This window comes from Xylanibacter brevis ATCC 19188 (genome assembly GCF_000621725.1).
In the GTDB taxonomy this organism is placed as follows: domain Bacteria; phylum Bacteroidota; class Bacteroidia; order Bacteroidales; family Bacteroidaceae; genus Prevotella; species Prevotella brevis.
Genome location: NZ_JHXM01000007.1, coordinates 62,146 through 80,899 on the forward strand (window position 1 = coordinate 62,146; position 18,754 = coordinate 80,899).

The window sequence follows — 18,754 nt, forward strand, 5'->3', positions numbered from 1 at the left end:
TTTCGTTAAGCGGGTGCAAAGGTACAAACTTTATTTCAAAATAATGAAAGGAATGTGAATATTTTCGCTCTGCTTAACATTTTTTATTAAAATAAGAAAAAAATGAGTGATGTCTTCGTCGAAATCTAATCTTTTTAGTAACTTTGCGGCTGTAAAACGGAACCTGAAACCGATAGTAAACTAACCATAATTTATGCGTAAAAAGAAACTGGCTCTTGAATACCCTTTGCGTGCTGGCAAGCAAGAACTGCTCTGGCAATTATTGAGCACGGATCACGGCTTGGAGCGATGGCTGGCAGATAAGGTTGAAGAAGAAGATGGCGTGATGCACCTCACGTGGGGTGATCCTTGGGGAGAACATCACACAATGCATGCCAACATACTTGAGAGAAATAGAAATAACAATATACGTCTGAGGTGGAGCGACGAAGATGATCCCGATGCCTTTTGGGAAATGCGTATCGTGAGGAGCGAACTGACAAATGAACTCTGTCTGTGTGTGGTTGATTATGCTTATGCCGACGATATAGACGACCTTCAAGAACTCTGGGACGGAAACCTGGAACGACTGCATCAGTCAAGCGGTTTTTAGCTGCTTTATAATATATAATGTGTAATTGGGAATTGATAATTTATGTAAAAAGTATAGGTAATTATTAATTCTCAATTACTTATTATCGATTTTTATCACTACCTTTGCAGCCAAATTTGTATGTTTCGGATTAGAAAATTAGATATATTCGTAGCAAAACAGTTTGGTGTGCTGTTCGCTGGCGCTTTCTTCATTTGCCTTTTTGTGCTGATGATGCAATTCTTGTGGCGCTATGTGGACGAGCTGATCGGAAAAGGTTTGTCGGTGGATATATTGGCACAGTTCTTCTGGTATATGGGACTGATGCTGATTCCACAGGCGTTGCCTCTGGCCATCCTGTTGTCTTCGCTGATCACCTATGGCAACTTGGGTGAGAGCAGCGAGCTGACTGCTATTAAGGCTGCGGGTATCTCTCTGATGCAATCGATGCGTTCTCTGATTGTTATTACGCTGATGATTGCAGGCATCTCATTCTATTTTCAAGATGTGATAGGCCCCTCTACGAACAGGGCTTTCGCACAACTGCTCGTCTCGATGAAGCAGAAAAGTCCGGAGCTGGAGATTCCTGAAGGTGTTTTCTACGATGGTATTCCCAATGCGAATATTTATGTGCATAGGAAAAACCTGGATACGGGCAAGCTTTACGGTATCATGATCTACCGTCAGACGGGCTCTTACGAGGATCAGGCCATCATCCTGGCCGATTCGGGCATGATGCAGACCACCGCCGAGAAGAAACATCTGCTGCTCACGTTGTGGAGTGGCGAGTGGTTCGAGAACATGCGTTCGCAGGAGCTGGGCGGGTCGGCAGAGGTGCCTTACCGCCGCGAGACATTTGGTAACAAGCGCATTCTGCTGGATTTCGATAGTGGCTTTAACCTGGCCGATGCTGCCGAGATTGGTGGTCGTGCTGTAGAGAAGTCGGAGCGACAGATCCTGCACGACATTGACTCTATCCGTCAGTATAACGATTCTGTAGGTCGGCAGTTCTATGAGGAGGCCAAAACCTATATTCTCAATATTCCTCGTCTGGCCCCCAAAGACTCTGTTCGCTTAAAGAGACTGGCGGCTCAGCCGATGCCACAGCCTGACAGTATCTATGAGAAGTTGAGCGATGAGAAGAAGTTGGAGGTGGTGAAGCATGCCGCTCGAGCTGCTCAGAATGTGACCAGCGATCTGGCGATGAAAAGCGATTATGCCCGTTGGATGAACAGACAGGTGAGAAGTCACCAGATTGAAGCCATCAACAAGTTCACCTTGTCGCTGTCGTGCGTCATCTTCTTCTTTATTGGCGCTCCCTTGGGTGCTATCATCCGTAAGGGCGGCTTGGGTGTGCCGGTCATTATCTCGGTAGTCGTCTTCATCGTCTATTACATCTTCGAGAACTCAGGCATGCGTATGGCGCGCGATGGCAACTGGACCATCTGGTTTGGTAAGTTGATCTCCACAGCCGTGCTGTCGCCCCTGGCTGTGTTCTTCACGTATAAGGCCAACGGCGATTCTACGGTGTTCAATATGGATGCCTATCGCATGGTGGCCATGCGTATGTTGGGACTGCGCCTGAAACGAAACATCACGCGTAAGGAAGTGATTATTGAGGATCCTAACTATACCGAGGATGCTCAGATGTTGACACGCGTCTCGCAAGAGATTCAGCAATATACAGAGCAACATAAGCTGCTGCGCTGGCCTTCACCCATCCGGGTGTTCTTCAGACGTGGAGATGACCATGCTATTGCGCATATCAACGACGAACTCGAGGCAGTCATAGAAAACCTGTCTTATACGCGTGATAAAGTCATTCTGCATCAATTGAATAACTATCCCATCATGGCTACACATGCTCACACCCGACCCTTCGAACGTCGCTGGCTGAACATCGTAGTCGGTTTGTTCCTGCCGCTGGGCATCTTCTTCTATGTCAGAATGTTGCGCTTCAGAGTGCGCCTCTATCGCGACTTGAAGGCCGTGGAGCAGACCAATGTGAAAATTTTAAAACAGATTAAAACTAAGTATTATGGAATATAAGCTGTCAAGTATAGAAGAAGCCATTGCCGATTTTCGTGATGGTAAGTTTGTGATTGTGGTCGATGATGAAGACCGTGAGAACGAAGGTGACCTGATCTGTGCTGCCGAGAAGATAACGCCAGAGATGGTGAACTTCATGTTGAAGGAAGCCCGCGGCGTGCTTTGCGCACCTATCACCATCAGTCGCAGTGAAGAGCTGGATTTGCCTCGTCAGGTGAGTGATAATACCTCCATGCTTGGCACACCCTTTACGGTGACTGTTGATAAGTTGGAAGGTTGCACAACAGGTGTGAGTGCCCATGATCGTGCTGCCACGATTAATGCGCTGGCCGATCCCAACTCAAAGCCCGAGACCTTCGGTCGTCCCGGCCATATCAATCCTCTCTATGCGCAGGACAACGGTGTGCTGCGTCGTAGTGGTCATACCGAGGCCGCTGTCGATCTGTGTAAGTTGGCAGGACTCTATCCCGCAGGTGCACTGATGGAGATTATGAATGACGACGGTACGATGGCGCGTATGCCCGAGCTCCATGCGTTCTCAGTAAAGCATGGCCTGAAGATTATCACTATCAAGGATCTGATCAGCTATCGCTTGCGCCAGGAGTCGCTTATCGAAGTTGGTGTCGAGGCCGATATGCCCACTGAATACGGTCATTTCCGTATCATTCCTTTCCGTCAGAAGAGCAATGGTCAGGAGCATTTCGCACTTATCAAGGGTGAATGGAAGGAGGACGAGCCAATCCTCGTACGAGTACATTCCTCTTGCATGACGGGAGATATCCTCGGTTCGCGCCGTTGTGACTGTGGCGAACAGCTGCATCGCGCCATGCAGAAAATCGATGAGGAAGGAAAGGGCGTTATCGTCTATATGCAACAAGAGGGTAGGGGTATCGGCTTGATGAATAAGCTGGCAGCCTATAAGTTGCAGGAAGAAGGCTATGACACCGTAGATGCTAACCTTTGTCTTGGTTTTAAGGCCGACGAGCGCGATTATGGTTGTGGCGCTCAGATGCTTCGCCATCTCGGTGTACACAAGATGCGCCTGATGACTAACAATCCCGTGAAGCGTGTTGGCCTCGAGGCTTACGGCCTTGAAATTGTAGAGAATGTACCTATCGAGATTACCCCCAACGAGTATAATCTTCGCTATCTCAGAACCAAGCAGCAGCGCATGGGACATACCCTTCACCTTTGATGGTAATCCGCAACTATCAAAATAATGTGAAAATCCATGGATTTTATGAAAAAGTGAAGTGATTTTTTTCGCTGTCACGAAATAAATGATTAATTTTGCACGTTGATACAAACAAACTGACAAAATTTATGGCACAATTATCCAACCGTTTGCAACGCCTCGCTCCATCAGCAACACTGGCTATGTCGCAGAAAAGCTCTGAGATGAAAGCGCAAGGCATTGACGTTATTAACTTGAGTGTGGGCGAACCAGACTTCAATACTCCCGACCACATCAAAGAAGCAGCTAAAAAGGCTATTGACGAGAATTTCTCTCGTTATTCACCTGTAGCAGGCTATGCAGACCTGCGTCAGGCTATTGTTGATAAACTCAAGCGCGAGAATCAACTCGATTATACCGTCAATGAAATCTGTGTTTCTAATGGTGCAAAACAGAGCGTTTGCAATACTGTGATGGCATTGGTCAACCCCGGTGAGGAGGTGATTATCCCCACACCTTATTGGGTCAGCTATCCTCAAATGGCACTGTTGGCTGGTGGTGTGCCTGTCTTTGTGCAGGCTGGCTTCGAGCAGAACTTCAAAATGACGGCCGAGCAGTTGGAAGCTGCTATCACGCCCAAGACCCGTCTGCTGATTCTCTGTTCACCCAGCAACCCCACAGGTTCTGTCTATAGCAAGGAGGAACTCAAGGCGCTTGCCGAGGTGATTCTACGTCACGAAGACCTCTATGTGCTGGCCGACGAGATCTACGAGCACATCAACTATACGGGTCGTCATGAGTCTATCGCTCAGTTCCCCGGCATGAAAGAGCGCGCCATCGTTGTTAATGGCGTTTCTAAGGCTTACGCCATGACCGGCTGGCGTATCGGTTATATCGCTGCTCCCGAGTGGATTGTTAAAGGTTGCAATAAGCTCCAGGGTCAGTACACCAGCGGTCCTTGCTCAGTGAGCCAGAAGGCTGCCGAGTTCGCTTACACCGAGAGTCAGGCTTGTGTGGAGGAAATGCGTCAGGCCTTCGAGCGTCGTCGCAATCTGATTGTTGACTTGGCTCGTCAGATTCCTGGCCTGGAGGTTAACGTGCCTGAGGGTGCTTTCTACCTCTTCCCCAAGTGCAGCTCGTTCTACGGAAAGAAGGTGGGCGACCGCGTGATCAACAACTCCACCGACCTGGCAATGTACCTGCTCGAGGAGGGTCATGTGGCTACTGTAGGCGGCGATGCATTCGGCGATCCAGAGTGTTTCCGCATGAGTTATGCCACCAGCGATGACAACATTCGCGAGTCGATGAAACGCATTGCTGAGGCGTTAGGAAAACTGAAATAAAAACGCATATAGTTACGTTAAAAGTAGTTAATCGATATTGAAATATACAATTATTTGCTACCTTTGCGAGTTGAACGGCCTGGCGAGTTCTGCTCGTTTTGCAGTGTTCTGTTCGCTAAGTAAGCATTAAATTGGAATAAAATCAACTTAATTTATAACTTAAAACTAAATTTTAAAATTATGGCAACAACAACAAATGCTGCTACAGCAGCTAAGAAAAATTCAGGCTTCAAAGGCGTAAAGGATGCATGGATCATTCTCGTACTCTGCTGCGCAATCGCTTATTGCTTCTACTTCTTTGTACTCGGTGATCCCAGTCACTTCCAGGGTGGCGACCGCACTGGTCATCCCGCTGACCTGATGGGTACCGTATATAAAGGTGGTTTCGTAGTAGGTTTGATCATCACCTTGCTGCTCACCGTTATCGTACTCGGTGTAGAGCGTTTCTTCGCTATCAAGAGCGCTTCTGGTAAGATGAACCTGGCTAAGTTCACCGCTCAGGTTAAGGAGGCTATCAAGGCTCAGAAGTTCGACGAGGCTAAGGCTCTCTGCGACAAGATGCAGGGTTCTGTAGCTAACGTAGTATTGGCTTCTATCAATATGTATCAGACTGTTGAGAGCGACTCTACTCTGAAGAAGGCTCAGAAGATCTCTAAGATCCAGCAGGCTCACGAGGAGGCTACTCAGCTGGAGATGCCTACTCTGACCATGAACCTTCCTATGGTTGCAACTATCGTATCTCTGGGTACTCTGACCGCTCTGTTCGGTACTGTGCTCGGTATGATCGGATCATTCCAGGCTCTGTCTGCTGGTGGTGGTGCTGACTCTATGGCTCTGTCTGCAGGTATTTCTGAGGCCCTGGTTAACACCGCATCAGGTATCTTGACTTCTTGGGTTGCTACTGTTGTTTACAACTACTTCTCAAACAAGATCGATAAGCTGACTTTTGCTCTTGACGAGGTAGGTTACACAATCGCTGCTACATACGATTCTAATCACGTCGAGGCATAATTTGTTTTACCTTTTAATTCCTTAAACGATTATGGGTAAAATAAAAATTGAGAAAAAAGACATCTGGATTGACATGACACCAATGTCAGACGTGATGACTTTGTTGCTCTGCTTCTTTATGTTGACATCAACATTCTTGACGCCAGAGCCTATCAAAGTCAACACGCCTAGTTCGGTGTCCGAGGTCAAGATTCCCGAGAATGTCCTCAATATCCTTGTCAGCCCTGAAGGCAAGATATTTGTGGGCACCGAGAATAAGAACACCATGGTGGCCATGATGCAGGAAGTTACCTCTAAGTTTGACATCGCGCTTACTGCTAAGCAGATGAAGAACTTCAAAGAGGATGCCATGATTGGCGCTGCATTGAGCCAGTTTGATGCTTATTACAATCTTGATCCCGAGAAAATGTCTGAAGCTGTCCAGAAGCTCGGTATCCCCACCGATAGTATCGATGGCGGTATGAGCGAGTTCCAGGAGTGGATCAAGGCTGCACATCAGGTTGATCCCGATATGAAGCTGGCTATCAAATGTGATGCCACAACTCCATACCGTGTGATCAGAACCATGATGTCTGAGCTCCAGGATATGAACGAGAACCGTTACCAACTGATTACCAATCTTAAAACATCATCGGAGGATTAGTATATGGCTAAAAAGAAAGCTAGCAAGCAGAAAAAAATGGATACCCGCGTGAACTTCACGCCGATGGTAGATATGATGATGCTTCTGATCACCTTCTTCATGCTCTGTACTACACTGAGTAAGCCTCAGGCTATGCAGTTGACCATGCCTAGCAACGATGAGAACATGCAAGAACAGGATAAGTCGGTAACGAAAGCTGACCAGACTATCACCGTTTATCTGGCTGCCGACAACAAGCTTTATTATATTGAGGGCCTGCCCAAATATGATGATCCTACTTGTCTGAAGGAGACCAACTACGGCCGTGATGGCTTCCGCAACGTGCTGATTCACCACACCACTGGTGCTGGTATCGCTCCTGTTGCTCGCATCATGAAGGCTAAGCAGGCTCTTGACGAGAAGAAGACGGCTTATGGTAGCACGATGACGGAAGAAGAGTATCAGAAACAACTGAGCGAAATCCGTAATGGTGTGATTGACGGTGAGAAGATTCCTACTGTCACCGTTATTATCAAGCCACTTGACACTGCTACCTACGACAACATGGTAGGTGCTCTGGACGAGATGCAGATTTGTACTATTGGTAAGTATGTCATCGACAAGATTAATCCCGACGACGAGAAGCTTCTCGCTTTGAAGGGTGTTAAGTAATGATGACTAACAATTTAAAAACAGAAAAAGAACTATGTCAAAAGTAGATCTAATAGACAATAGCTGGGTCGACCTCGTCTTTGAAGGTAAAAACCAGTCTTACGGTGCCTACAAGCTCCGCAAACAAACTGGTGCACGAAATGTAAAGGCTCTGGTGACGGTGATCACCGTTATCGCCCTGATTTTTGTGATTGCCATTGCCAAGGTTGCTATCGAGAACGCCCTGCCTAAAGCCTCTGTCAACACTGCCGATGTAGAGCTCTCTAAGATCGAGCAGAAGAAGGAGACCAAGGTTGAGCGTAAGGAGCAAGTTAAGGTTGAGCAACAGCAGGTTGTTGAGAAAGTAAAAAGCTCTGTGAAGTTTACAGCTCCTGTCATTAAGGAGGAGGTTACACCTGAGGAAGAGATGAAATCGCAAGAGGAACTCGCTCAGAATAACACCGCCATCGGTGTGTTCGACGTTCAAGGTAATGACGATGCAGAAGGTGAGGTGCTGAAGGCTAACCAGCAGACTGTGGAAGAGGCCAAGGTTGAGGACACCAAGGTGTTCACCGTGGTTGAGCAGATGCCATCATTCCCTGGTGGTGATGCAGCTCTGATGGCTTACCTGAGCAAGAATATCCAGTATCCTCCTATTGCTGAGGAGAATGGTATTCAGGGTCGTGTAGTTGCTACCTTCGTAGTAGAGCGCGACGGTTCTATCACCGATGTACAGGTGATGCGTGGTGTTGACCCCTCACTGGACCGTGAGGCTATCCGCGTGCTGAAGGGAATGCCCCGTTGGATTCCTGGTAAGCAGAATGGTTCTGCCGTACGTGTGAAGTACACCGTACCTGTAACCTTCAAACTTCAGTAAGCTAAAACGCTAAGTATGAACAGAACTCAATTCAATATAATTGGATTATCTCTTATTTTAGGCTTGTTCCTCGCTTGTGGGAACAAGCCTAAAACTGATTATAACTATGAATCGGCTGCCATGGTCTTTGCGGCCGACGAAAGCTTCTTCCCCATTCTGGATGAAGAACTGGAGATTTTCGAAGCCCTCCATTCACAAGGCGTGCTGAAACCCATCTACACCAATCAGGAGGAAGCGATCACAAAATTGATGAAGAACGAGACTTGGCTTGCTTTCACCACGCGTCGCCTGAGCGATCGTGAGATGGAGAACTTGAAAGCACGTAAGTTTGTTCCCCGCATCATCCCCATTGCTTACGATGGTCTGGCGATTATCGTCAACAACAGCAATCCTGACACATGTATCACCGTGAAGGACTTTGCACGTATTCTCTCGGGCGAGGTCTCTCAGTGGAAAGACATCTATCCCACCTCTAAGTTGGGCGAGATTGATGTTGTGTTCGATCATGCCAAGTCGAGCACAGTGACTTGGTGTGTGGACTCTATCTTGGGTGGAAAACCCATTAACAGCAAGAACATCGGTGCCGTGAAGAAGAGCAGCGAGGTAATTGACTGGGTAGAGAAACACCAAAACGCTATTGGCATCATCGGGTCTAACTGGCTCAATGACAAACGCGACACTACCAATGTGACATTCAATAAGAACGTCACTGTCATGAAGGTATCACGTATGGACACTGCTACACCGCAAAACAGCTGGCGTCCTTATCAATACTACCTATATAACGGCAACTATCCCCTCATTCGTACAATCTATGCACTGCTCAACGAGCCACGCAATGGTGTGCCTTCCGGCTTTGCTCATTTCTGCCGTTTGCCCAAGGGCCAGCTGGTCATTCTGAAGGCCGGTCTTCTGCCCATTCAGGCCAATATGAATGTACGTGAGGTATCGGTGAAATAAACCAATAGCCGTTTGATGCGTCAAATAGATTAAAAACAGGATATTCATTATATAAATTAAGAAGATTATGATGACAATTAAATATTTAGCAATGAGCCTTGTGCTGGCAGGTTTCAGCACAACGGCAATGGCACAGGACGGCACTAAGGCCGACGTTGCTGCCGTGAAGGAGATTATCAAGAGCAACCCCGCAGACCTCGACAAGCAGTTGAAGGCCTATCTGGGTAAGAACAAGAAGAATGCAGACAATCTGGTTGACTTCGGTCGTGCATTCTACGAGGTGAAGGACTATGATCATGCTGCCAGCATGGCTGCCATGGCACTGTCTGCCAAGAAGAATGCTTTCGGTCCTGCCTACCTGTTGTTAGGTGATATCGCTGCCATGAAGGATGATCCAGGTGCAGCAGCTCAGAACTACGAGCAGGCCATCCTCTTCAATCGCGAGGATCCAGAGCCCTACCGTCGTTATGCTTCTGTTTATCGTGTTGTTGACCCCGTTGGTGCTGTCAACAAGCTCGAGGAGCTCCGCAGCGTGCGTCCCGACTTCCCTGTTGATGCCCTCATCGCTCACATCAACTACCTGTCTAATCGTTACCCCGAGGCTATCGAGGCTTTCGAGAAGGTGCCTGCTGACCAGATGACAAAGATGGACATCATCGAGTATGGTTTCTCAGCTTATGTATCTCAGAAGTATGCTCAGGGTATCAACATGTTGAACCGCGGTTTGCAGCTGGAGCCCAAGAATGCCACACTGAACCGTCTGGCTATGTACTGCTACACCGAGAGTGGCCAGTTTGACCAGGCTCTCGAGCGTGCCGATATGATGTTCAATCAGATTGATAAGGACAGCGTGAAGCTGAACTATCGTGACTATGTTTATTATGGTAACGCCCTGAATGGTGCCAAGAAGCACCAGGAGGCTATCGACGTTTATAAGCTCGCTCTCGATCAGGAGTTCGACTCACAGGACAAGCGTGCCGGTGTGATCAAGCAGTTGGCCGATGCTTACAAAGGCATTGGTGACTTTGAGAATGCGTTGAAGTACTACGATGATTATCTGACTGCCGTTTCATCTCCTTCTTTGAATGATTTCGCAGACCTCGGTCGTCTTTATGTACAGTATGCTTCTAAGCTCCAGGGTGATGCTAAGACTACCAACCTGCAGAAGGCCGACAAGATCTATGCAGAGCTGGCCGAGAAGAACCCCGATGCCCTTGAATATTCACTCTTCTGGCGTGGTCGTGTAGGCACCATGCTCGACCCCGATGCTTCTCAGGGTTTGGCACAGCCTTACTATGAGCAGTTGTGGGACATCATCGTTGCCAAGGCTGAGCAGGACAAGAGCGATGTCGCTCGTCTGAAGGAGTCTGGTAACTTCCTGATGGTTTACTACCTGAAGATCAAGGACGATGTAGAGAAATCTAAGGTCTTTGCAACCAAACTCGTGGAGGTTGATCCTACCAACGAGACTGCTGCACAGATCGTCGCAATTTGATTTATTTTTTTTAGGTTTATGGTTGAGGCTGCAGTGATGCAGTTAAAAACACTTTGAGAAATATCTCTGCAGAGTATGCGCAGTGATTGCGCGTACTCTTTTTTTTGTTTAGTAAAAACCAAGAAAAGAGACCCCCTCCCAACCCCCCCCTGTGATGGGGAGGAATGAATAGTAAACGGAGGTGGAGAGGGCTGGGTTTTTATTTGGTTTTTGTCAAATCATGGGAGAGTGAATTAGGATAATTTTATCACTATATTTATAATAGACTAAAACAAATTGTTCAACAGAGGAAAAATTCTAGTCAAATATTATAGTTGTGTTATCAAAAAACACAGAATTGACATTTCTGTTGCTCCTTTTTTAATAACTTTGCATGCGTTGATAATAACAAAAACCTAACTCATGTCAAAGCGTTTATACTTACTTTTACTAGCATTCCTATCTTGTGGCCCAATTCTGTCACAAGACTATAGTGTTTATCATGAGGGACTTATCCAAAGCATCTCGCCCAAGGGATGGTTGCAAGAGTTTCTGTTCAGACAGCGTGATGGTCTCACAGGTCATCCCGAAGCCATGGCCTATCCTTATAACTCCTGTCTCTGGGCCGGCGACATCCCTCGTGTCAACGAGAACCCCGATGCCAAAGACTGGTGGCGCTACGAGCAGACGGCCTATTATACCGATGGCTTGTTGCGTCTGGGCTACCTCATTGACGACCCCACTTTCATCGAGAAAGGTGAGAGTGGTATCAGTTATACCATAGAACATGCCCAGTCTAATGGACGTCTTGGCAACAGTAAGATAGAGTCCCTTTGGCCTATGGCCGTTTTCTTCCGTGCTATGCAGGCCGACTATTGGGCCACGGGCAATCAGGATATTATCACGGCCCTCGAGCGTAACTATCTCAGTTTGAGCACCGACCTGCTCGTCAATGGCCGTCGCCACATCTGTAATGTGGAGGGTATGCTGTGGGTCTATGGCCACACTGGCAATAGTCAGTTGCTACAGATGGCAGAAGACGCCTATAACCGCGGCGGTTTCGAGCTCGATGCCCCTGTGGCATCTTCGGCCGATGTCATCACCATGCACGGTGTCACCTATGCCGAGATGCTTAAGATTCCCTTGCTTCTCTACGCCTATACCGGTAAACAGCAATACCTGGATATCGCCATGAATGCCGAGCGCAAGTTGGAGCGCGACCATCTCTTGCCCGATGGTCTCTATTCCAGTTCTGAGTTTACTGCCGGTCTCGATGTGGACAATGCCCACGAGACCTGCGACATCACCGACTACACCTGGTCGTTGGGTCACTTCCTGCAAGTCACCGGTCAGGCCGAGTGGGCCGATCGCATCGAGCGTGCCGTCTTCAATGCCGGTCTGGGTGCCATCACCAAGGACTTCAAGGCCCTGCAGTATTTCTCTTCCGTGAACCAGCTCATCTGCACCGGCACGTCAGATAATAATGCCTTCAAGCGCGGCAGCACCTGGATGGCCTATCGCCCTGTCCACGAGACCGAGTGCTGCGTGGGTAATGTCAACCGCCTGATGCCCAACTTCGCGTCGCGTCTGTGGATGCGTGGTAAAGACGATGCCGTTGTCGCTGCCCTCTATTCGCCCAGCGACATCACCGTCGAGGTCAATGGCCAGTCTGTCACCATCAGCGAGCAGACCGCCTATCCCTTCTCCGATGTCATTCGTTTTGTCATCACTTCCCAGTCGGCTGTCACCTTCCCCTTGTCACTCCGCATCCCCGGCTGGTGCCAGCAGGCCAGTCTCAAGGTTAATGGCGCTGCTATCGATATGCCTTTGACCCCATCCACCTTCGTCACCCTGAATCGCACCTTCCACAATGGCGATGTCATCGAACTGCGCCTGCCCATGGAGGTGCTGGTTTGTCAGGCCGCCAATCAACAAGGATGGTATGTCGAGCGTGGTCCACTGCTATTCACCTATGCCATCCCGCAGACCAAAGTCGAGGATACCCAGGTCTATGGCAACATGAATGGCAAGCATTCCGACAATGCCGACTTCAAGTGCTGGAGTATCACCCCCAGCGGTCCCTATAACTACGGTTTCGACCCCACACTGCTCACCGATGAGTCCTCGCTCACCGTCACCACCAAAACGATCCCCGAAGGCGCCTATCCTTTCGATCTACAGGAAGCCCCCGTCACCATCAGTATGCCCGTGCGCCAGATCCACTGGTCCATTCAGAATGGTCGCAACCCCTTCCTGCCCGGTGCTGGCAATGTGATTGCTACCGACAAGACCACTACCATCACCCTGGTGCCCTATGGATGCACCGAACTGCGCCTCACCGTGTTTCCCGAGGCACATGCCGACGACATTCCCGATGAGACGCTGCTTGTGAATCCCGACTTCGAAATGGTCGATGCCGAGACCTATAATGCCGGCGGTTCCGAGAAAAAGAAATGGGTGCCCTATGGCTGGAGCGTGCAAGGACAGATAAATGGCGAGTCGTATGGCATCAACAGCGATGCCCAGAATCCTCATGGCGATAACATCTGCTGGTTTCGCATGCTGCCATTCTCACAGAACTTCGAACTCTATCAGGTGGTGCCAGCCTCGAAACTGGGTGCTGGCACCTATCGTGTGAGGTGTAAGTTGTGGAATAACCACAACCAGAAAGGCAACTGCCGACTGTTTGCCAATCAGAATGTGCAGTATTTCGGTTGTAAAGACGAGTATGCCAACAATCAGGTAGACGGCGAATCGGCTACCTATGCAGGCTATGGCGGAACACCCGATGGCATGTTTCTTCTCAAGGATATGCAGGTTTATGTCACCCTTGCCGATGGCGAGGATCTGCGTTTAGGCATTCGCTCCGACGGGCGTAAGTCAAATGGTACGCGTGCCAGCGATGGCACAGGCTGGTTCAAGGTCGATTATTTTCGTTTGGACAAGGTCGATGGTATTCCTGCCGACAATGGCGATGATGACCTGTCGCTGACCGAGTCACTGATCATCAATCCTGATTTCGAACTGGCTGTCGATGGAACCCCGAACCCTCAGGGCTCTACCTCTCGCGGTTGTCCTTACGGTTGGCAACTGGCCACCGAATTCAAAGGCACGTCGTTTGGCGTCAACGGCGATGCACTTAACCGCCACCAGAATAATGTTTGTTGGTTTAACAACCAGCAGGGTCCCATGCCCAACAACTTTGAACTCTATCAGGAGATACCTGCCGAGAAGCTTGTTCCCGGTTGCTATCAGATTCGTTGTCAGCTATGGAACGAGAGTGGCCTGTTTGGCAAGTGTCGTCTCTTTGCCAATCAGTCGGTGCAGTATTTCGGTACTGCCGCCGACTATCTTTCCAATCAGACCGAAGGTGAGACGGCCACCTTTGCCGGTTATAGCGGTACGGGAACCAACAATCTGGTGATGCACGACATGGTGGTCTATGTCGATGTGGCCAAAGACGAGAACCTGCGTTTCGGCATTCGTTCGGGCAATCAGCGCGGCAATGGCACTTCCGACGGCAGCAATTCCGGTTGGTTCAAGTGCGACAACTTCCGCATCAAGCGTGTCAGTGAGTCGGCCGATGTCCCTATGGCCGTCATCCCGAGTTCCATTTTGCATCCTTGTGCAGCGGCCTCTCCGGCCTATTCCTTGTCGGGCCGCAGTGAAGTCGCCCGTCAGGGCATCCGCATTCACCGCTTCCCTGATGGCACCTACCGCAAAGTCATCGTGAAGTAACACTACTTTTTCGATCCCTAACCAAAGACTAACGGCAACATAGAAACATAACCTAACAATCATTATAATTTATGTCAAAACCAATTATTACTTTTTTAGCGGCATTGTTGTTGTCAGCAACGATGTCTGCACAGAACGTCACGCTCAGTAAAACCGTTGTTGACGATGGCTTCCCCATCGTTACAGCCGATGCTGCGGCTCCCATCGTTGTGTCCGACAATGATGCCGATGTCGTGAAGACCGTGGCCCAGTGTCTCTCCGACGATGCGAAGGCTGTCACCGGAAAATCACTTCCCGTCAAGAACCAGTTGGATGCTGGCGACCTGCCTATCATCGCTGGCACCCTGGGACAGTCCACCATTATCGATCAGTTGGCTGCCAGTGGCAAGATCAGCGCTACCGAGGTAGCTGGCCAGTGGGAGGTCTATGGACTCCAGTTGGTAGAGCAACCTGCCGAGGGCATCGCCCGTGCACTGGTGGTCTATGGCTCTACGCCTCGTGGCACCGCCTACGGTCTGTTTGAACTCTCTCGCCAGATGGGCGTGTCGCCCTATATCTGGTGGGCCGATGTGTCGCCAGCAAAGGCCGACGTGCTCTATGCCACTGGCCTGCAGACCATCTCGAAGGAACCCTCGGTGAAGTATCGCGGCATCTTCATCAACGACGAAGACTTCGCCCTGTTTCCCTGGGCCGCCAAGGGCATCGACAAGAAGTACAACAACATCGGTCCCAACACCTATGCCCGCGTCATGGAACTACTGTTGCGCCTGCGTGCCAACACGCTATGGCCAGCCATGCACCTGTGTTCTGAAGCCTTCTGGGCCAACAAGGACAACCTGCCCGTGGCGCGCAAGTACGACATCATGTTGGGTTCCAGCCACTGCGAACAGATGCTGCGCGACAACGAGTGGGAGTGGCGTCATGCCCCCTGGAATGGCAACAACGAAGACTGGAACTACGTCACCAACAAAGCCAAAATCCAACAGTACTGGGAAGAGCGCGTAGCAGAGAGTGCCGACTACGACGGCATGTACACCCTCGGCATGCGCGGTGTGCACGACTGGGGCATCTCGGGCTATCCTTCTACAGAGGACAAGGTGCGCGGACTCACCGACATCATCGGCTATCAGCGCGACCTGCTGGCAAAATACTTCGACGATGTGACCAAGGTGCCACAGCTCTTTATTCCTTATAAAGAGGTGCTCGACGCCTACAACGCCGGTTTGCAGGTGCCTGAGGATGTGACCCTCTGTTGGGTGGACGACAACCACGGCTACATCCGCCAGTTGCCCAAACCTGCCGAACAGGCTCGCTCGGGCGGTAATGGTGTCTATTACCACCTCAGCTATTGGGGTTCGCCTCACGACTACCTGTGGATTGCTTCCCACTCACCCTCGCTCATCAGTTACGAACTGTCGCGTGCCTACGACCAGGGCGTGCAGACACTGTGGGTGATCAACGTGGGCGACATCAAGCCTGCCGAGGCCGAACTGGAGTTCTGCATGGACCTGGCATGGGACATCAACGCCTGGAAACCCGAAGAGGCTTACCGCTACAACCGCCATTGGGCTGCCGAGACCTTCGGCGAGGACCTGGCCGACCGTATTGCCGATATCAAGTTGGAGTACTACCGACTGGCTGCCGGTGGTAAGCCCGAACATGTGTTCGACGTGTCGTTCACCAATGCCGAGAAAGACCAGCGCATAGCCGATTATCAGGCCCTCATGGCCCGTGTCGATGAGGTGAAGGGTGCTGTGCCTGCTGCCTTGCAGGATGCCTACTTCCAACTGATAGAATATCCCGTCAAGGGCGCTGGAAATATGAACATCAAGACCTTCCGCGCTGCCCAGAGTCTGCAGTTGGCCAAGCAGGGCAACCGCGACAAGGCGCTGGCTTATGCCGCCGAAGCTCGTCAGGCCTTCCGCCAGATTGTGGATCTCACCACCTATTATAATAAGTCACTGGCTGGTGGCAAGTGGGACGGTATGATGAGCTATAAGCCCCGTGACCTGATGCAGTTCGGTATGCCCGAGACGGCCACACTGTCAAACATCAACAGTGTGGAGGTCAGCGCTAAGCTCGAAGCCCCCGTCACGGTGATTCCCGCCACGCAATACACTGCCAGCAACGGCACCTTCACCACCCTGAAAGGTGTGGGCGTCAGCGATGAAAGCGTCACCGTATGGCCCCTCGATATGAACAAGTATAGTGCTGCTCAGGCACCCTATTTAGAGTATGAGGTCCCCGTGAAGGCCGGCAAGAACAGCATCTCGGTGCGCTGCCTACCCACGTTCCCCATCAACACCACCTACGACCTGCGTGTGGCTTTGAGCATCGATGGCGGTTCAGCACAGGTCAAGTCGCTGAAGACCACCGCCATGGAGGGCAAGTGGAACCAGACCGTGCTGCAAGGTTATAACGATGCCACCGAGGAGTATGTGGCCGATGCCGACAAGACCGTCAAGGTGCGTGTGTCGCTGCTCGACCCCGGTGTGGTGGTCAGCGATATCTATGTCACACTGCCCGTGGTGGAGGACAACAGCCTGACTGAATCACTGATAGCCAACTACGACTTCGAGTATAATCACGACTGTCAGCAGAATGCCGCAGGCCAGATCGGTCGTGGTGTGCCCTGTGGCTGGAACCAGAAAGGCACATTGAAAAAGGGTGCCAATGGTCTCGACTCGTTCGGCGTCAACCAAGATGCCACCAATTATCACGGCAACAACGTATGCTGGTTTAACTCGGTGCCCATGCCCGAGGAATTCGAACTCTCACAGACCATTCCTGCCGAGAAACTGGAGCCCGGCGTCTATCGTGTCACCTGCATGCTGTGGGTCGAGAATTCGAAGAAGACCACCTGTCGCCTCTTTGCCAATCAGAATGTGCAGTACTATGGCAGCGAGAGCGACTATACCAACCTGCTCGTGCCTGGCGAGATCAATACCTATGCAGGCTATGCCGGTGGCACCACCGAGAATATCGTGCTGCGCGACATGGAGGTCTATGTCACCGTGGGACAGGGCGAGTCGCTCACCCTGGGCATCAAGACCAGCAACCGCAAGAATGATGGCACCCATGCCAGCGATAACGCCGGCTGGTTCAAGGTCGATTACTTCCACATTGAGCGCGTCAGTAAGGCACCCAATCCAACGACAGAAGATCTGACGCTCACCAAGTCGCTCATTGAGAACTACGACTTCGAACTCTATCGCGATGGTGGCACCGTGAAGCAGAACACCACGGGCGACACCCGTCGCTATACGCCCTACGGCTGGAACATCGTAGGACAGTTTCCCGGCCAGAGCTATGGCATCAATAAGGATGCGGCCAATGCCCATGGCACCAACATCTCCTGGTGTCTGCCCCAGGGTGGTCATTTCCCCGCAGACTTCGAACTCTATCAGGAGATTCCCGCCGAGAAACTTACCCCTGGCCGCTATTTGGTAGCGTGCAAACTGTGGGTAGAGGAGGGCTATCTGGGCACCACCCGCCTGTTTGCCAACGACCAGGTGCAGTACTACGGCATGGAACAGGACTACAGCAACAACCTCACCGCTGGCGAAAACAACACCTTTGCCGGCTATGTCGGTGGCATCAACGGCAACTTCCTGTTGCAAGACATGTTCGTGTATGTCGATGTGGCCGAGGGTCAGAGCCTGCGTCTGGGCATCCGTGCCGACGGGCGTCAGGGCGACGGCACCATGCATCCCGAACAAAAGAACGGCTGGTTCAAGGTCGATTATTTCCGCATTCATCAAGTTGACAAAGACAATAACATCATCAATACCATTCATCATACAAAGTCTGCCGTGATGGCCGACACCAAAAGCTATACCCTTGGCGGACGCTGTGTTCAGCGTCTGCAAAAGGGTATCTTTATTCAGAGAGGACGTAAAGTCTTGAAATAATTCCTAATCTACATATATATAATCAGAGGGCAGTATGTGCGGCATTCGTGCATACTGCTTTTTGTTTGCTCATTCGGCCACTTTTACGAGGTCAAAGTGCTCCTATGACGGCCTTATAGTGGCGCTATTGCTTGCCAATACTTATCCTTTTGTCTCAATTCTAGACTCTAGAAACGATAATTCTAGACTCTAGAAGTGGTAAATCTAGACTCTAGAACCGACAAATCTAGACTCTAGAAAAGGTAATTCTAGACTCTAGATGAGCACCAAAACGGTTACTCTTGCATCACAAAACCTCTTTTCTTGGTTGTTTAAAGTGTCACTCTTCAGTGGTTAAAGTTCAGCTTTTGCAGCATGCCTCTTTGACCCTTAT

At 50.2% G+C, this 18,754-nt stretch carries 12 protein-coding genes; all 12 read left to right on the plus strand.

Annotated elements, in window-relative coordinates; translation table 11 throughout:
* Positions 1–193 precede the first annotated feature (193 nt).
* Positions 194–592 carry an START-like domain-containing protein gene (locus T433_RS0104200; protein WP_027454974.1) on the plus strand — a complete coding sequence of 133 codons (399 nt, stop codon included), beginning with the start codon at positions 194–196 and terminating at the stop codon, positions 590–592.
* Between the two features lie 120 nt (positions 593–712).
* The gene (locus T433_RS0104205; RefSeq protein WP_027449942.1) at positions 713–2,620 is read left to right on the plus strand and encodes an LptF/LptG family permease; all 1,908 of its coding nucleotides are present in this window, start codon (positions 713–715) and stop codon (positions 2,618–2,620) included.
* On the plus strand, positions 2,607–3,815 hold the full coding sequence (locus T433_RS0104210) for a bifunctional 3,4-dihydroxy-2-butanone-4-phosphate synthase/GTP cyclohydrolase II (RefSeq protein ID WP_027449941.1): 1,209 nt from the start codon (positions 2,607–2,609) through the stop codon (positions 3,813–3,815). Before T433_RS0104205 ends, T433_RS0104210 begins: the two co-directional genes overlap by 14 nt.
* 128 nt (positions 3,816–3,943) lie before the next feature.
* Complete coding sequence (locus T433_RS0104215) at positions 3,944–5,137, plus strand: pyridoxal phosphate-dependent aminotransferase (RefSeq protein ID WP_027454975.1); 1,194 nt, start codon at positions 3,944–3,946, stop codon at positions 5,135–5,137.
* A 180-nt stretch (positions 5,138–5,317) separates the two neighbouring features.
* Positions 5,318–6,148 carry a MotA/TolQ/ExbB proton channel family protein gene (locus T433_RS0104220; protein ID WP_027454976.1) on the plus strand — a complete coding sequence of 277 codons (831 nt, stop codon included), beginning with the start codon at positions 5,318–5,320 and terminating at the stop codon, positions 6,146–6,148.
* A gap of 31 nt (positions 6,149–6,179) precedes the next feature.
* Entirely contained in the window at positions 6,180–6,791 is a 612-nt protein-coding gene (locus tag T433_RS0104225) for an ExbD/TolR family protein (RefSeq protein ID WP_027454977.1), read from the plus strand.
* 3 nt (positions 6,792–6,794) lie between these two features.
* Positions 6,795–7,442 (plus strand): ExbD/TolR family protein, encoded by a 648-nt coding sequence (locus tag T433_RS0104230; RefSeq protein ID WP_027454978.1) that lies wholly within the window; start codon positions 6,795–6,797, stop codon positions 7,440–7,442.
* Between the two features lie 34 nt (positions 7,443–7,476).
* A complete protein-coding gene (locus tag T433_RS0104235; protein ID WP_027454979.1) occupies positions 7,477–8,298 on the plus strand; it encodes an energy transducer TonB in 822 nt (273 codons plus the stop codon).
* A gap of 15 nt (positions 8,299–8,313) precedes the next feature.
* Positions 8,314–9,258 carry a PstS family phosphate ABC transporter substrate-binding protein gene (locus T433_RS0104240; RefSeq protein ID WP_027454980.1) on the plus strand — a complete coding sequence of 315 codons (945 nt, stop codon included), beginning with the start codon at positions 8,314–8,316 and terminating at the stop codon, positions 9,256–9,258.
* A 67-nt stretch (positions 9,259–9,325) separates the two neighbouring features.
* Positions 9,326–10,753, plus strand: a complete 1,428-nt coding sequence (locus T433_RS0104245) for a tetratricopeptide repeat protein (protein WP_027449934.1) — start codon at positions 9,326–9,328, stop codon at positions 10,751–10,753.
* A gap of 402 nt (positions 10,754–11,155) precedes the next feature.
* Positions 11,156–14,470, plus strand: coding sequence for a beta-L-arabinofuranosidase domain-containing protein (locus tag T433_RS15820; RefSeq protein WP_052356980.1), 3,315 nt, complete (start codon positions 11,156–11,158; stop codon positions 14,468–14,470).
* A gap of 71 nt (positions 14,471–14,541) precedes the next feature.
* Entirely contained in the window at positions 14,542–18,381 is a 3,840-nt protein-coding gene (locus T433_RS15825) for a glycosyl hydrolase 115 family protein (RefSeq protein WP_081778356.1), read from the plus strand.
* Positions 18,382–18,754 lie beyond the last annotated feature (373 nt).

What these genes read in the sequence shown, in the direction of transcription:
- T433_RS0104205 (WP_027449942.1), top strand. Translation starts at nt 713, where the DNA reads ATGTTTCGGATTAGAAAATTAGATATATTCGTAGCAAAACAGTTTGGT.
- T433_RS0104200 (WP_027454974.1), top strand. Translation starts at nt 194, where the DNA reads ATGCGTAAAAAGAAACTGGCTCTTGAATACCCTTTGCGTGCTGGCAAG.
- T433_RS0104215 (WP_027454975.1), top strand. Translation starts at nt 3,944, where the DNA reads ATGGCACAATTATCCAACCGTTTGCAACGCCTCGCTCCATCAGCAACA.
- T433_RS0104230 (WP_027454978.1), top strand. Translation starts at nt 6,795, where the DNA reads ATGGCTAAAAAGAAAGCTAGCAAGCAGAAAAAAATGGATACCCGCGTG.
- T433_RS0104220 (WP_027454976.1), top strand. Translation starts at nt 5,318, where the DNA reads ATGGCAACAACAACAAATGCTGCTACAGCAGCTAAGAAAAATTCAGGC.
- T433_RS0104225 (WP_027454977.1), top strand. Translation starts at nt 6,180, where the DNA reads ATGGGTAAAATAAAAATTGAGAAAAAAGACATCTGGATTGACATGACA.
- T433_RS0104235 (WP_027454979.1), top strand. Translation starts at nt 7,477, where the DNA reads ATGTCAAAAGTAGATCTAATAGACAATAGCTGGGTCGACCTCGTCTTT.
- T433_RS0104245 (WP_027449934.1), top strand. Translation starts at nt 9,326, where the DNA reads ATGATGACAATTAAATATTTAGCAATGAGCCTTGTGCTGGCAGGTTTC.
- T433_RS0104240 (WP_027454980.1), top strand. Translation starts at nt 8,314, where the DNA reads ATGAACAGAACTCAATTCAATATAATTGGATTATCTCTTATTTTAGGC.
- T433_RS15820 (WP_052356980.1), top strand. Translation starts at nt 11,156, where the DNA reads ATGTCAAAGCGTTTATACTTACTTTTACTAGCATTCCTATCTTGTGGC.
- T433_RS15825 (WP_081778356.1), top strand. Translation starts at nt 14,542, where the DNA reads ATGTCAAAACCAATTATTACTTTTTTAGCGGCATTGTTGTTGTCAGCA.